Below are 13,852 nucleotides of genomic sequence, written 5' to 3' on the forward strand. Positions count from 1 at the left end.
GCGACAAGGCGGTGCGACAAGGCGGTGTGGCGACGTGCGAAAAGCGGTGCGGCACCGCGCGAGTACGCGGCTGCGCGAGCACCATGGTTCCGAATGCATCCAAGGGATGCAAGGGCAGATGCACGTGCACGCGCCGGACCTGTCCGTCGACGTGCGGAATCTGTGCATAAGTCGTCCACCGATCGCGTGGAGGGTGCCCGGAACCCGCCGTCTATCCGTAATCGAATGTGTACGCGCTGAAGCGTTTAGTGGCAGAATCCGGGGCTCGACGGGGGCTCGAGAGCGAGAGCAGCACCGCGAAGGGGAGGCTGGAGCCGTGACGGCAGGCGAATCGAGCGGGGCGAGCGGGAGTGTGGTGCGCCGCATCCTGCTGGGCTCGCAGTTGAGGCGACTGCGTGAGTCCCGTGGCATCACCCGGGAGGCGGCCGGCTATTCGATCCGGGCGTCCGAATCCAAGATCAGCCGTATGGAGTTGGGAAGGGTGAGCTTCAAGGCCAGGGACGTCGAGGACCTGCTCACGCTCTACGGGGTCAGCGACGAGGCCGAGCGCGGCTCGCTCCTCGGCCTGGCCCGCGAGGCCAACGTCGCCGGCTGGTGGCACAGCTTCGGCGACGTGCTGCCGGGCTGGTTCCAGACCTACATCGGCCTGGAGGGCGCCGCCTCCCTCATCCGTGTCTACGAAGTCCAGTTCGTCCACGGCCTGTTGCAGACCGAGGCCTACGCCCACGCCGTCGTCACCCGCGGCATGCCCGACGCCACGCGCGCCGAGATCGAGCGCCGGGTCGCGCTGCGCCTGGAGCGCCAGAAGGTCCTCGTCTCCGAGAACGCGCCGCACTTCCACGCCGTCCTCGACGAGGCCGCGCTGCGCCGCCCGTACGGCGACCGGTCGGTGATGCGGGGGCAGTTGAGGCATCTGATCGAGGTCTCCGAGCACCCCAACATCACGCTCCAGGTCATGCCCTTCAGCTTCGGCGGTCACGCCGGCGAGAGCGGCGCCTTCACCATGCTGAGCTTCCCCGAGTCCGACCTCTCCGACGTCGTCTACCTGGAGCAGCTGACCAGCGCCCTCTACCTCGACAAGCGCGAGGAGGTCGCCCAGTACGCGCGCGTGATGGAGCGGCTGCAGGAGGACAGCCCGGACCCCGCCGAGAGCCGCGATCTGCTCCGGGGGCTCATCCAGCTCTCCTGAGGAGCCTGGTGGTCCCTTCGAAGACCCGTGGTCCCTTCGAGGGCGCGAGGTCCCTTCGAAGACGCGAGGTCCCTTCGAGGTCCCGAGTCCCTTGTCCACAGGCCCTACAACTCTGGTGATACGTCAGTACGATGACGAGACATCAGTGAGGCGGCTGTGACAGCGGCAGCCGTCCGTGCCGACGTCCGCCACCGCGGGTAAGGGGTCTCGTTCCATGGCAGCGTCCTCCTCGTCCAGGGACTACTTCACCGAGCTGGCCCACCAGTACATCGACGGGGAGTGGAAGCCCGGCAGCGGCTCGTGGGACATCATCGACTTCAACCCCTACACCGGGGAGAAGCTGGCCGCCATCACCGTCGCGACCGCCGGCGAGGTCGACCGCGCCTACCGGGCGGCCGAGCGTGCCCAGGCCGCGTGGGCCGAGACCAACCCGTACACCCGCCGGCTCGTCTTCGAGCGGGCGCTGCGGATCGTCGAGGACCGCGAGGAGGAGATCGCCGGGGCGATCGTCGCCGAGCTCGGCGGGACGCGGCTGAAGGCCGCCTTCGAGCTGCACCTGGCCAAGGAGTTCCTGCGCGAGGCGATCCAGCTGGCGCTGCGGCCCGAGGGCCGCATCCTGCCCTCCCCGGTGGACGGCAAGGAGAACCGGGTCTATCGCCTCCCGGTCGGCGTCGTCGGCGTCATCTCCCCCTTCAACTTCCCGTTCCTGCTGTCGATCAAGTCGGTGGCCGCTGCCCTCGCCCTCGGCAACGCCGTCGTGCTCAAGCCCCACCAGAACACCCCCGTCTGCGGCGGCACCCTGGTCGCGAAGGTCCTGGAGGACGCCGGGCTGCCCGCCGGGCTGCTCAACGTCGTCGTCACCGACATCGCCGAGATCGGCGACGCCCTCCTCACCCACCCGGTTCCCAAGGTCATCTCCTTCACCGGTTCCGACCGCACCGGCCGCCACGTCGCCACGGTCTGCGCGCAGCACTTCAAGCAGGCGGTGCTCGAACTCGGCGGCAACAGCGCCCTGATCGTCCTCGACGACGCCGACGTCGACTACGCGGTGGACGCGGCGGTCTTCAGCCGTTTCGTGCACCAGGGGCAGGTCTGCATGGCCGCCAACCGCATCCTGGTGGACCGCACCCTGGAGGCGGAGTTCACCGAGAAGTTCGTCGCCAAGGTGAGGACCCTGCGGGTCGGCGACCCGGCCGACCCCGCCACCCACATCGGCCCGCTCATCAACTCCCAGCACGCCGAGGCGGTCTCCTCGCTCGTCGACCAGACCGTCGCCGCCGGCGCGACCGCCCTGCTGCACGGCTCGGTCGACGGCAGCCTCGTCTCCCCGTCCGTCCTCACCGGCATCGCCCCCGACGCGCCCGTCCTCGGCCAGGAGATCTTCGGGCCGGTCGCCCTGATCGTGCCGTTCGACGGCGAGGACGAGGCCGTGCGGATCGCCAACGACACCCCGTACGGACTGAGCGGCGCCGTGCACACGGGCGACATCGAGCGGGGCGTGCGGATCGCCAGGCGCATCCACACCGGCATGATCCACATCAATGACGGGACCGTGCACGACGAGCCGATCGTGCCGTTCGGCGGCGAGAAGCGGTCGGGCGTCGGCCGGCTCAACGGCGACGCGATGATCGAGGCGTTCACCACCCAGAAGTGGATCTCGATCCAGCACGGGCGCAGCCGGTTTCCCTTTTAGGACCGTGGCTGTCCGCAAGGGTCCGTAGCGTGGTCGGTGTCGAGAAGGTTCACGTAAGCCCGTACGGAAGGCGGACACCATGGTTGCTCTTGTTCCCTCGGAGGCTCCCGGTGACGAGCGCGGCGCGTTCCTCAACTTCATCGAGGTGCAGCGGGCCGCGATCGTCCGGGCCTCCCACGGGCTCAGCGAGGAGCAGGCGGCGGCCCGCCCCAGCGCCAGCGAGCTCTCCCTCTCCGGGCTGATCAAGCACTGCGCGGAGGTCGAGCTGAACTGGCTGCGGCTCGCCCAGCAGCGGCCGAACGAGCGGCAGCGGACCCAGGAGACCTGGGGCGAGGCCTTCCGGCTCGTGGACGGCGAGACCGTCCCGGAGACGCTGGCCTTCTGGGAGGGCGTGGCCAAGGAGACCGAGGAGTTCGTCCGGAGCGTGCCGAGCCTGGACGACACCTTCCCGCTGCCGCCGGCGCCCTGGTTCCCCAAGGACGGTCGGGTCTCGGTCCGCTGGATGCTGCTCCACCTGGTGCAGGAGATGGGCCGGCACGCCGGGCACGCGGACATCGTGCGGGAGTCCCTGGACGGCAAGGCGTCCTTCGAGCTGATCGAGCTGGAGAAGGCCGCGGCCAAGAGCTAGCGAACCGGTGGGCCTCTTCCTGGTCGGGGCCCGCCTTCCCGTCAGGGTCGGGTCGGCGGGGCCTAGTCAAGGTTGACCAGTGCCTCACTAGACTCGGAGCATGTCAGCGATCCGTCTTCTCGTCCTGGGTGCGGTCAAGCAGCACGGCCGCGCCCATGGCTACCAGGTGCGCAACGACCTCGAGTTCTGGGGTGCGCACGAGTGGTCCAACGCCAAGCCCGGCTCGATCTACCACGCGCTCAAGCAGATGGCGAAGCAGGGACTGCTGGCCGCCGACGAGATCGCGCCGAGCACGGCGGGCGGCCCGCCGAGGGTCGAGTACGAGATCACGGACGCGGGCCGGGAGGAGTACCTCCGGCTGCTGCGCGAGGCCCTGTCCACGTACGACCAGCAGATGGACGTGCTCTCCTCGGCCATCGGCTTCATCGTGGACCTCCCGCGCGCGGAGGCCGTGGAGCTGCTGCGGGCCCGGGTGCGGGGCCTGGACGCGTGGCGTGCGTCGGTCACCGAGTACTACACGCCGGAGGGCGGGCCCGAGCAGCTCGGCCACATCGGGGAGATCATGCACCTCTGGGTGCACTCGGCCGACGCGGGCCGGGAGTGGACCCTGGGCCTGATCGACCGGATCGAGGCGGGGGCGTACTCCTTCGCGGGGGAGGGCGGCGAGCCCTTCGTCGGAATCCTCGCGGACGGCCAGGAGAACCCGTACGCGACGGGCGCTTCCCATCAGGACGGCTAATCAAGTTTGACTAACCCGATCTCCGGGCATAACCTCGCGGCGCGGGCGAGTGGTCAAATTTGACTACGGGTTTTTCGGGAGGAACGGGTATGTCAGTGAACGCGGAACACGCGATCCTCATGGAGGGCGCGCACAAGCGCTACGGCGAGAAGAAGGCGCTCGACGGCCTCGACCTGGCCGTCCGGCGCGGCACGGTGCACGGCCTGCTCGGCCCCAACGGTGCCGGGAAGACCACGACCGTACGGGTCCTGTCCACCCTCCTCCGCCACGACGAGGGCGTGGTGCGGGTCGCCGGCCACGACGTACGCCGGGAGGCAGCAGAGGTCCGGCGGCGGATCGGACTGCTCGGCCAGCACGCGGCCCTCGACGAGGACCTGTCCGGCCGGCAGAACCTGGAGATGTTCGGGCGGCTGCACCACCTGGGGGCGCGGGGCGCGGGGCGCCGTGCGGACGAGCTCCTGGAGCGTTTCGGGCTCGCGGACACGGGCCGCAGGCCCGTACGGCAGTACAGCGGCGGCATGCGGCGGCGGCTCGACCTGGCCGCGTCGCTGATCACCGATCCGGAGGTGCTCTTCCTCGACGAGCCGACCACCGGACTCGACCCGCGCGGGCGGGGCGAGGTGTGGGAGTCCGTGCGCTCCCTGGTGGGCGGCGGGACGACGGTGCTGCTGACCACCCAGTACCTGGAGGAGGCCGACCGGCTCGCCGACCGGATCTCGGTCGTCGACCGCGGCCGGGTGGTCGCCGACGGCACCCCGGGCGAACTGAAGACCCGGGTCGGCCGGGACCGCATCGACGTGGTCGTACGGGACGGGGCGCGGCTCGACGAGGCGGTGAAGGTGCTCCCCTTCGGCCCCGGCGAGGCGGAGGTCGACCCCGACCGGCGGCGCGTCAGCGCGCCCGTGGACGACCGGATGGCCTCCCTCGCGGAGACCGTACGGGCCCTGGAGACGGCCGGGATCGAGGCGGAGGACATCGCGCTGCGGCGGCCGACGCTCGACGAGGTCTTCCTGCATCTGACCGGTGAGCGCGAGACGGAGGTGGCGGCATGAGCGCGGCGTACGCGGTGAGCGACTGCTGGACGATGACCCGGCGGGAGCTGGCCCACTGGGCGCGGCAGCCCGTGCAGGTCGTGGTCGGGCTCGTGTTCCCGGTCATGATGCTGCTGATGTTCGGCTATCTGGTCGGCGGCGGGCGGGCGATCGAGGGCGACTACGTCGACTTCCTCGTGCCCGGCATGCTCACCCTGACCATGGTGTTCGGGCTCGAGGGCACCATGACGGCGGTGACGCGGGACCTGAACAAGGGTGTGATCGACCGCTTCCGGTCCATGCCGATGACGGACGGTGCCGTGCTCGTGGGGCGGGCCGCCGCCGACATGCTCCAGTCGACGGTGGGCCTGCTCCTGATGACGGGCGTCGGCCACGCGATCGGCTGGCGGGCGCACGGGGGCCTCGCGGCCTTCCTGGGGGCGATGGGGCTGCTGCTCCTGTTGCGGTTCGCGATGCTGTGGATCGGGATCTACCTGGCCCTGGTCGCGGGGCGCGCGGAACTGGTGCAGGCGGTGCAGATCCTGGTCTGGCCGGTCGGCTTCCTCTCCAACGCGTTCGCCTCGCCCGACGCCATGCCGGGCTGGCTGGGCGCGGTGGTGGAGTGGAACCCGATGTCGGCGACGGCGACGGCGGTACGGGACCTGTGCGGCGGCCCGGGCGGTGAGCCGGGCTGGGTGGGCGCCGCGGTGCTGTGGCCGCTGGTGCTGACGGCGGTGTTCTTCCCGCTGGCGGTACGGAGGTTCGGCCGGCTCGGGAAATAGCCGCGGGAAGGGCTCGCGAAACGGCTTCGGGAAACTGCTTCGGGAAATAGCGGGGCGGAGGTGGGAACCCGGAGGCGGTGAGCGGTGTAACAGAGGCAGCGGGTCTTCTCCGCGAACGGACCGAGGGACAGGGGGAGTTCGATGCGCGGTTCCTGGACGGCGGCCTGTGCCGCCCTGCTTCTGCTGGTGCTCGCCGCCTGCACGGGGTCACCGCCCCGGCCGGCCGGCCCGACAGGTGGGCCGTCGGGAGGGTCCGGCGGGCCGTCCGGTGGTCCGGCGTCGGGGCCGTACGGGGCTCCGGCGCGGATACCGTCCGCGCCGGGGCTTCCCGGGTGGGCGCACAGCCTGGGATTCGCCGCCGACGGCAGCGGCTTCGTGCTGCTGGTCCAGTGCGTGACGGACGAGGCACGGCCGGCGAGCGGCTTCTGCCGTCAGCAGGTCGCCGTCCTCGACCGGGGCGCGCGGTCCTGGGCGCTGCGGCGGTCGCCGCTGCCGGAGATACCGCCGTCGCGGGGCGTCTCGGCGGGGCTGACGGTGCTCGGTCCTGGGCGCGCCCTGATCGAGGACGGCGGCGGGGAGGAGCCGGAGCGGACCTGGTTCACCGGGGACGGGGGCCGCAGCTGGCGCGCGGTCGACCGGCGCACGGTCGGCACGACCCCGCTGATACCCGTCGGCGCGGTCCTGACCACGGCGTGCGTGGCGCCCGCCGGTGCCTCGCCCGACGAGTGTGCCCGCGAGCGGCTGGTCGTGATCTCGCCGCAGGACGGGCGGCGCCGGGCACTGGCCCGGGTGCCGGCGCTCGGGGCGCACCCGTGGCCGGCGGCCGTGGCGGAGCCGGACGGCTCGTGGTGGGCCTCGGGCACCGACCCCGTCACCGGAAGGCTCGCGCTGGCCGTCTCCCGGGACGCGGGCCGCAGCTGGACGCCGAGCCCGCTGCCGATCTCGGTCTCGGTTACGGGCACGGGCACCCTTCCCGCCCGCGGTGCCGTGGTCGCGGTCGGCCCGGACGCGGTGTACGCGGCCGAGCTGGGGGAGCTGGAGGGCGGCGAGCCGGTGAAGAACCCGCTGCGGGCCCTGCACCGCTCGCCCGACGGCGGCCGCACCTGGACCCGCGTGTGGACCACCGGTCCCGTCGCGGAGCCGCGCAGCCTCATGGGCCTGCCGGTGCCCGGTCCCGGCGGCCGGGTGCGGGTCGACGCGGAGCCGAGGGTGTACGCGAGCGGGGACGGCGGCCGCACCTTCCGGGCCACGGAGTGGGGCTCCTCCTGGGTGCGGCGCACCGGGATCGGGCTGCTGCGGGAGGGCGGCGACCGCTGCGCCTATGCGACGACGCGGGACGGGGTGCGCTGGTCGGAGTTCCGGCTGGCCTGCGAGGACCCGGTCGGCGGCGCGTAGGGCCTTTTCGGGCGCGTGGTCCGGCGGGCGGCGGTTCAGTGGTGGAAGGCGGTGGCGGCGTCCTTGTCCTGGGTGAAGGGGTGCGGCTGGCGCCGTAGTTCGGGAAGGAGCCGGTTCAGGTCCTCGACGAGGAGGCCCGCCAGATCGGCGGAGAAGCCGTTGCGGCAGACGACGCGCAGCACGGACAGGTCCTCCCGGTGTGGGGGGAAGGTGTAGGCGGGGACGAGCCAGCCGCGTTCGCGCAGCCGGCGCGAGACGTCGAAGACGTCGAAGGAGGTGACGTCGGGGGCGGTGGTGAAGGCGAACACGGGCAGCTGGTCGCCCCGGGTCAGCAGACGGAAGTCGCCCATGGCCTCGATGCGTTCGGCCAGGCCGCGGGCGACGTCCCGGGTGGTCTGCTGGACCGCCCGGTAGCCCTCCCGGCCCAGCCGGAGGAACGTGTAGTACTGGGCGACGACCTGGGCGCCGGGGCGGGAGAAGTTGAGGGCGAAGGTCGGCATGTCGCCGCCCAGGTAGTTGACCCGGAAGACGAGCTCCTCGGGCAGTTCGGCGGCGGTGCGCCACAGCGCCCAGCCGACGCCCGGGTAGACCAGTCCGTATTTGTGGCCGGAGGTGTTGATCGAGGAGACGCGGGGGAGCCGGAAGTCCCACACCAGGTGCTCGTCGAGGAAGGGGGCGATCATGGCGCCGGAGGCGCCGTCCACGTGGACGGGGATGTCGAGGCCGGTGCGGGCCCGGAGGTCGTCGAGGGCGGCGCAGATGTCGGCGACGGGTTCGTAGGAGCCGTCGAAGGTGGAGCCGAGGACGGCGACGACACCGATGGTGTTCTCGTCGCAGAGCGCGGCGGCCGAGGCCGGGTCGAGGTGGAAGCGGTCGCCCTCCATGGGCACCAGCCGGGGTTCGACCTCCCAGAAGTTGCAGAACTTCTCCCAGCACACCTGGACGTTGACGCCCATCACCAGGTTGGGCCGGGCGCCGGGGTAGCGGTCGGCGTTCCGCTTCGCCCAGCGGCGCTTGAGGGCCATGCCGGCGAGCATGCAGGCCTCGCTGGAGCCGGTGGTGGAGCAGCCGACGGCGGCCGAGGGGTCGGGGGCGTTCCACAGCTGCGCGAGCATGGAGACGCAGCGCCGCTCCAGCTCGGCGGTGCGCGGGTACTCGTCCTTGTCGATCATGTTCTTGTCGCGGCACTCGCCCATCAGCACCCCGGCCTGCGGCTCCATCCAGGTGGTGACGAAGGTGGCGAGGTTGAGCCGGGAGTTGCCGTCGAGCATCAGCTCGTCGTGGACGAGCCGGTAGGCGGTCGTCGGCGGCAGCGGCCCGTCGGGCAGGCGGTGCCGGGGCGGGGCCTCGGTCATGCCGCCGACCGGGTCGGCCTCGCCGTAGAACGGGTTGAGGGCGAGGCGGCGGAAGGGCTCGCTCTCCTGGTCGTCGGGACCCTTGTGCAGCGCCACGGGGGCTCCTTCCGGGGAGGGGATGTGTCGGCTCAGCGCAGGGCGCGGCCGTCCTCGTCGAGTTCGAGCTGGGGGCGGCCGGTGACGATCAGCCAGGCGGGCAGGGAGGCGAGGCACAGCACGACGAGCATCCCCGGGGAGGCGGCGAGGACGGCGGCCGTGAACAGGCTCACCCAGCCCTGCCGGGTGGTGGCGAGCAGGATGCCGAGGACACCGGAGGAGACCGCGACCGCCGGGTGGATCTCCGGCACCAGGGCCTGGACGCACAGCCCGAACGCGGCACCGATGAACACCGCAGGGAAGATCCGGCCGCCGCGGAAACCACAGGAGGCGGCGACCAGCAGGGCCAGGAGCTTGATCACCGCCAGCTTCGCCAGCTCGCCCGACGACCAGGAGCCGATGCCCGAGGCCAGTTCCTTGACCTCCTCCAGACCCTTGAACAGCGTCAGATGCCCGCCCAGAGCGCCCAGCAGGCCGAGGACCAGACCGCCGAGCGGCAGCATCAGCATCGGATGGCGCAGCCGGCCGAAGGCGCGGTGCGCATACGGGAAGGCGTGGCAGGCCAGCAGCCCGAAGACGGCGGCGAGGCTCGCGACGGCCATCGCGGCCAGCAGGTCGGCCCAGCCGGGGTCGGCCAGGGTCGGCAGCCCCAGGGCGAAGCTGGGGTGGGCGAGCAGCTGCGTCGTCATGGCGCCCGCCCCCGCCGCGACCAGCGGGGCGAACAGCCGGTCCCACAGCGAGCCGGACCCCGCCTTCCGGGTGAGTGCCTCCGACAGCAGCAGCGCCGCCGCGACCGGTGTGCCGAACAGGGCGCCGATCGTGCCGGCGGAGGCGAGCGCCACCCACAGGGCGCCCGGCACCGCGGGGGCGGCCCGGCGGCCCAGCCAGTAGGCGAGGGCGACGTTCGCGCCGATGATCGGGTTCTCCGGCCCGAGGCTCACCCCGCCGGCCAGCCCCAGCACGCTCGCGAGGAGCAGTCCGGGCACCACACCGGGAGGCAGCGGCGGCCCGCCGAGCCCCAGGGCCGCCGGGTCGGGACCCGCGTGCCCCGGCACCTTCCAGACCACCAGCCCGACGGCGACTCCGGTGGCCGTCAGCATGACGACGATCCACAGGGAGGAGTGGCCGCCGACACCGAGCGCGTCCGGCAGGGTGTCCCACAGCACACCCTGGAACCTCTCCGCGAGGGCACTGATCCCCAGGAACAGCAGCCCCGCCCCCACCCCCACCACGAGCGCGGGCAGGATCTGGGGCAGCAGGACCCGTACGGGCGCCTCGGGCGCCCGTGCGTCGATGGCCACGGGCCGCGCCTAGGCGCGCGGCGTGATGACCACGGCGGTGCCGTAGGCGCAGACCTCCGTGCCCACGTCGGCGGCCTCCGTGACGTCGAAGCGGAACATCAGCACCGCGTTCGCGCCGCGCGCCCGCGCCTGCTCCACCAACCGCTCCATCGCCTGGTTACGGGTCTGCACCAGGGTCTTCGTCAGCCCCTTCAGCTCCCCGCCGATCATCGACTTCAGGCCCGCGCCGATCTGGCTGCCCAGATGCCGCGAGCGGACGGTCAGCCCGAAGACCTCGCCGATCACCTCTCGTACGTCGTGTCCCGGCACGTCGTTCGTGGTGACCACCAGCACATCCGACTGGGCCACCTGGCCGCCGCCGTACTCGTCGATGCTCATGCGCATCCACCTCCTGCGCCTCAGCCTGGGGCCCTCGGGGCCCGCGCGCATCCGGTGGAGGGCCGGGCGGGAGCCGGGTGGGAGGCGGGTGGAACCAGTCGGGTTCACCCCGCGTTGATAGCTTGGGGCGGCAGTCCCGTACGACAATCCCCCACGTGACCTTCCCGCCCCCACCGACCGCAGGAGCCCGGAACCCGTGAACACGCTTGCCCTCGGACCGAGCTGGCTGGACCCGGACTATCTGATCCAGACCTTCGGTCTCATCGGTGTCCTCGTCATCGTCTTCGCCGAGTCCGGACTGCTCATCGGCTTCTTCCTGCCCGGTGACTCCCTGCTCTTCACCACCGGCCTGCTCGTCACCACCGGCAAGCTGGACCAGCCGCTGTGGCTGGTGTGCACGCTGATCGTCGCCGCGGCCATCATCGGCGACCAGGTGGGCTATCTCTTCGGCCGCAAGGTCGGCCCGGCCCTCTTCAAGCGCCCCGACTCCAAGCTCTTCAAGCAGGAGAACGTCGAGAAGGCGCACGACTTCTTCGAGAAGCACGGCCCGAAGTCCCTGATCCTGGCCCGCTTCGTGCCGATCGTCCGCACGTTCACGCCGATCATCGCCGGCGTCAGCCGGATGAACTACCGCTCCTTCATCATCTTCAACGTCATCGGCGGCGTCCTGTGGGGCGCGGGCGTGACGCTGCTCGGCGCGTCCCTCGGCAAGGTGGACTTCGTCCACAAGCACATCGAGGCGATCCTCATCCTCATCGTGCTGATCTCCGTGATCCCGATCGTGATCGAGTACCTGCGCGCCCGCTCCCAGTCGAAGAAGCAGCAGAACAACGGCCACGACGCCCCCGGCGCCCCCAACCCCCCGACCGAGCGCGGCCGCCACGCCAAGCGCTGAGGCAGCCGGGGGCCGGACCGGCCCCCGGCAGGCTAGAACCCGCGGGTCCGCTTCGCCGCGCGGCGGGCCGCCGCCGTGGTCGGGGCCTGCATGAAGAGGCGGGCCAGCTCGCCTCCCAGGTTCACCCCGATGGCGATCGCCAGGGCCAGGGCCGCCGCCTTCGCCAGGTAGGTGAAGCCCTGGTCCAGCCTGTTCTGGGCGATCGCAAGGACACCGAAGTAGGTCGCGGAACCGGGCAGCAGCGGCCCGATCGCCGCCGTCACGTACGGCAGGGACGACGTGTGGTGGTAGCGGGCGATCAGCTGCCCGAACAGGCCCACCAGACCCGCCGCCACCGCCGTCGCCAGCACCGTCGAACCGTCCGCGGTCACCGCGATCGACGCGTAGATCACCCACGCCACCCCGCCGTTCAGCGTCGCGAACAGCACCGTCGCCCGTGACTGCTGGAGCAGGATCGCGAAGGTCGCGCACAGCACCATCGAGGCCGCGATCTGCACCTCCGGCCGCTCGACCGGACTGAGCTCCCCCTCCGGGTTGAGCTGGGCGTCGAACTGCACCGCGATGTACAGCACCGACAGCACGCCCACCACGATCGCCACGAAGAAGTAGCCGACCTCCAGCAGCCGCGCCGAGGCCGTGATGTAGAAGCCGGTCAGGCCGTCCTGCACGGCCGCCACCAGCGCCCGCCCCGGGATCAGCGCGAACAGGCCACCCGTGATCACCGCCGAGGGCCGCAGATCCGCGTGGAGCATCGTCAGCGCCACCCCCAGCGCCGCCGGCGGCATCGCCGCCACCAGGAACTGGTAGAACTCCGGCAGCCCGCGCCCCGCGCACAGCCACGCCAGCCGGTCGCCCAGCATCGCGCCCAGCGCGGCCACGAAGAACACCGTGGCGTCGCCGCCCACCAGCACCGACGCCGCCCCCGCGAGGGCCCCGGCCGCGCTCGTCAGCACCCAGCCCGGATAGGGGTGCCGGTTGCGCCGGATCTCCGCCAGCCGCCGGTACGCCTCCTCCGGCGACACCTCGTGGTCCGGGTCGTTGATGTCCGCGAGCAGCTGGTACACCGCCTCCAGACGGGTGTAGTCGGTGCCCCGGCGCCGTACCGTACGGTTCGCCGTCACCGGGTCGTCCACCAGCGACGGCTGGTACGTGATCGACAGCAGCGTGAACGTCACCGTGGGCTCGCAGCGGTCGAGACCGTAGGAGCGGCAGATCGCGAACATCGCCGCCTCGACGTCCTCCGCACCCTGCCCGCCCGCGAGCAGCAGCTCGCCGATACGCAGGGTCAGGTCGAGCACGCGCGGCACCGGCGGCCCGGCCTCGTCCGCCTTGCGCGGCGCCTCCGGCACCGGACGCTCACCCACCGGAAGCCGCAGCATGGTCCGCATCCGGTCCTGCCACGGCGCGTCCTGCGCCATCTTGATCAGCGGGACGCCGTACGCGGGAGTGAACGCCGGCGGGGAGTCCTTGACCGAGTACGTCGAAGGCGGCGCGAAGGCGGAACCTTCCTGCTCCACCGGCGGCTCCGGAGCGAGCCCCTCCGGCAGCGCGAACTCGGACGTCGGGTGCTCCTCCTCCACCGGCTCGGGCGGCTCCACACCGGCCGGCGGGACGAACGCGCTGCGCGCCTCGTCCGACGGCGGCTTCCGGTCCTCCGGAGCCTCCTCGGACCCGTCCGGCCTCGCCACCACTCTGTTCGCCCTCATTCCGGCCTGGTACCCGCACGCCCGGACCCCATACGGGCCCGACTCCAGCCCAGTATGGACGCGCGAAGGGCGGCGCACCTCAGCAGGTGCACCGCCCTCACAGGCTCAGCCGAGCAGGACCTCAGTGGCCGCCCTGCTCCTTGAAGCGCTTGTACGACTTCTCGATCTCGGCCTCGGCCTCGGCGCGGCCGACCCAGTCGGCGCCCTCGACGGACTTGCCGGGCTCCAGGTCCTTGTAGACCTCGAAGAAGTGCTGGATCTCCAGGCGGTCGAACTCGGCCACGTGGTGGATGTCGCGCAGGTGCTCCATGCGCGGGTCCGTCGCCGGGACGCACAGCAGCTTGTCGTCGCCGCCGGCCTCGTCCGTCATGCGGAACATGCCGATGGCGCGGCACTTGATGAGGCAGCCCGGGAAGGTCGGCTCGTCCAGGATGACGAGCGCGTCCAGCGGGTCGCCGTCCTCGCCGAGGGTGTTCTCGACGTAGCCGTAGTCCGTCGGGTAGGCGGTCGAGGTGAAGAGACGGCGGTCCAGGCGGATCCGACCGGTCTCGTGGTCGACCTCGTACTTGTTCCGCGATCCCTTGGGGATCTCGATGAGAACGTCGAACTCCACGGGTGGATCTCCTCCTGAATCAACACATGTCAATGCTCGCGACGACGCGCG

The 13,852-nt window shown here is 71.7% G+C and carries 13 protein-coding genes; 8 read left to right on the forward strand and 5 right to left on the reverse strand.

Annotation, left to right across the window (positions count from 1 at the left end; all coding sequences use genetic code 11):
* Window positions 1-316: 316 nt before the first annotated feature.
* From ACFY7C_RS28055 to ACFY7C_RS28085, 7 genes are all read left to right on the forward strand, one after another.
* Complete coding sequence (locus tag ACFY7C_RS28055; protein WP_389655497.1) at window positions 317-1,189, forward strand: helix-turn-helix domain-containing protein; 873 nt, start codon at window positions 317-319, stop codon at window positions 1,187-1,189.
* 214 nt (window positions 1,190-1,403) lie between these two features.
* Window positions 1,404-2,882 (forward strand): aldehyde dehydrogenase family protein, encoded by a 1,479-nt coding sequence (locus ACFY7C_RS28060; RefSeq protein ID WP_389655499.1) that lies wholly within the window; start codon window positions 1,404-1,406, stop codon window positions 2,880-2,882.
* Between the two features lie 79 nt (window positions 2,883-2,961).
* Window positions 2,962-3,510: a DinB family protein gene (locus ACFY7C_RS28065; protein WP_389655501.1), complete on the forward strand. Its 549-nt coding sequence runs from the start codon at window positions 2,962-2,964 to the stop codon at window positions 3,508-3,510.
* 100 nt (window positions 3,511-3,610) lie between these two features.
* Window positions 3,611-4,249, forward strand: a complete 639-nt coding sequence (locus tag ACFY7C_RS28070; protein WP_389655503.1) for a PadR family transcriptional regulator — start codon at window positions 3,611-3,613, stop codon at window positions 4,247-4,249.
* A gap of 89 nt (window positions 4,250-4,338) precedes the next feature.
* Complete coding sequence (locus ACFY7C_RS28075; protein ID WP_389655505.1) at window positions 4,339-5,301, forward strand: ATP-binding cassette domain-containing protein; 963 nt, start codon at window positions 4,339-4,341, stop codon at window positions 5,299-5,301.
* On the forward strand, window positions 5,298-6,062 hold the full coding sequence (locus ACFY7C_RS28080; RefSeq protein ID WP_389655507.1) for an ABC transporter permease: 765 nt from the start codon (window positions 5,298-5,300) through the stop codon (window positions 6,060-6,062). The genes ACFY7C_RS28075 and ACFY7C_RS28080 overlap by 4 nt, the downstream gene beginning before the upstream one ends.
* Before the next feature lie 141 nt (window positions 6,063-6,203).
* Window positions 6,204-7,457 (forward strand): WD40/YVTN/BNR-like repeat-containing protein, encoded by a 1,254-nt coding sequence (locus tag ACFY7C_RS28085; RefSeq protein ID WP_389655509.1) that lies wholly within the window; start codon window positions 6,204-6,206, stop codon window positions 7,455-7,457.
* Window positions 7,458-7,492: 35 nt separating this feature from the next.
* On the opposite strand, the gene ACFY7C_RS28090 is transcribed toward ACFY7C_RS28085, so the two are convergent.
* The 3 genes from ACFY7C_RS28090 to ACFY7C_RS28100 are packed head-to-tail and all read right to left on the reverse strand — an operon-like array spanning window position 7,493 to window position 10,587.
* Window positions 7,493-8,908: a glutamate decarboxylase gene (locus tag ACFY7C_RS28090; protein ID WP_389655511.1), complete on the reverse strand. Its 1,416-nt coding sequence runs from the start codon at window positions 8,906-8,908 to the stop codon at window positions 7,493-7,495.
* A gap of 32 nt (window positions 8,909-8,940) precedes the next feature.
* The gene (locus ACFY7C_RS28095; RefSeq protein ID WP_389655513.1) at window positions 8,941-10,209 is read right to left on the reverse strand and encodes an ion channel protein; all 1,269 of its coding nucleotides are present in this window, start codon (window positions 10,207-10,209) and stop codon (window positions 8,941-8,943) included.
* 9 nt (window positions 10,210-10,218) lie between these two features.
* Window positions 10,219-10,587 (reverse strand): YbjQ family protein, encoded by a 369-nt coding sequence (locus tag ACFY7C_RS28100; RefSeq protein ID WP_389655515.1) that lies wholly within the window; start codon window positions 10,585-10,587, stop codon window positions 10,219-10,221.
* A gap of 196 nt (window positions 10,588-10,783) precedes the next feature.
* Here ACFY7C_RS28100 and ACFY7C_RS28105 point away from each other — a divergent pair, with 196 nt between their 5' ends.
* The gene (locus tag ACFY7C_RS28105; protein ID WP_389655517.1) at window positions 10,784-11,482 is read left to right on the forward strand and encodes a DedA family protein; all 699 of its coding nucleotides are present in this window, start codon (window positions 10,784-10,786) and stop codon (window positions 11,480-11,482) included.
* A gap of 32 nt (window positions 11,483-11,514) precedes the next feature.
* On the opposite strand, the gene ACFY7C_RS28110 is transcribed toward ACFY7C_RS28105, so the two are convergent.
* Entirely contained in the window at window positions 11,515-13,173 is a 1,659-nt protein-coding gene (locus ACFY7C_RS28110; protein WP_389655684.1) for a threonine/serine exporter ThrE family protein, read from the reverse strand.
* Between the two features lie 136 nt (window positions 13,174-13,309).
* The gene (locus tag ACFY7C_RS28115; RefSeq protein ID WP_389655519.1) at window positions 13,310-13,801 is read right to left on the reverse strand and encodes an inorganic diphosphatase; all 492 of its coding nucleotides are present in this window, start codon (window positions 13,799-13,801) and stop codon (window positions 13,310-13,312) included.
* Window positions 13,802-13,852: the final 51 nt, after the last annotated feature.

Source organism: Streptomyces sp. NPDC012769 (genome assembly GCF_042901205.1).
Classification (GTDB): Bacteria; Actinomycetota; Actinomycetes; order Streptomycetales; family Streptomycetaceae; genus Streptomyces.

Bases quoted from the DNA above. Each gene is read 5' to 3' on its own strand.
- ACFY7C_RS28060 (WP_389655499.1), top strand. From the start codon at position 1,404: ATGGCAGCGTCCTCCTCGTCCAGGGACTACTTCACCGAGCTGGCCCAC.
- ACFY7C_RS28075 (WP_389655505.1), top strand. From the start codon at position 4,339: ATGTCAGTGAACGCGGAACACGCGATCCTCATGGAGGGCGCGCACAAG.
- ACFY7C_RS28080 (WP_389655507.1), top strand. From the start codon at position 5,298: ATGAGCGCGGCGTACGCGGTGAGCGACTGCTGGACGATGACCCGGCGG.
- ACFY7C_RS28085 (WP_389655509.1), top strand. From the start codon at position 6,204: ATGCGCGGTTCCTGGACGGCGGCCTGTGCCGCCCTGCTTCTGCTGGTG.
- ACFY7C_RS28070 (WP_389655503.1), top strand. From the start codon at position 3,611: ATGTCAGCGATCCGTCTTCTCGTCCTGGGTGCGGTCAAGCAGCACGGC.
- ACFY7C_RS28100 (WP_389655515.1), bottom strand. From the start codon at position 10,587: ATGAGCATCGACGAGTACGGCGGCGGCCAGGTGGCCCAGTCGGATGTG.
- ACFY7C_RS28065 (WP_389655501.1), top strand. From the start codon at position 2,962: ATGGTTGCTCTTGTTCCCTCGGAGGCTCCCGGTGACGAGCGCGGCGCG.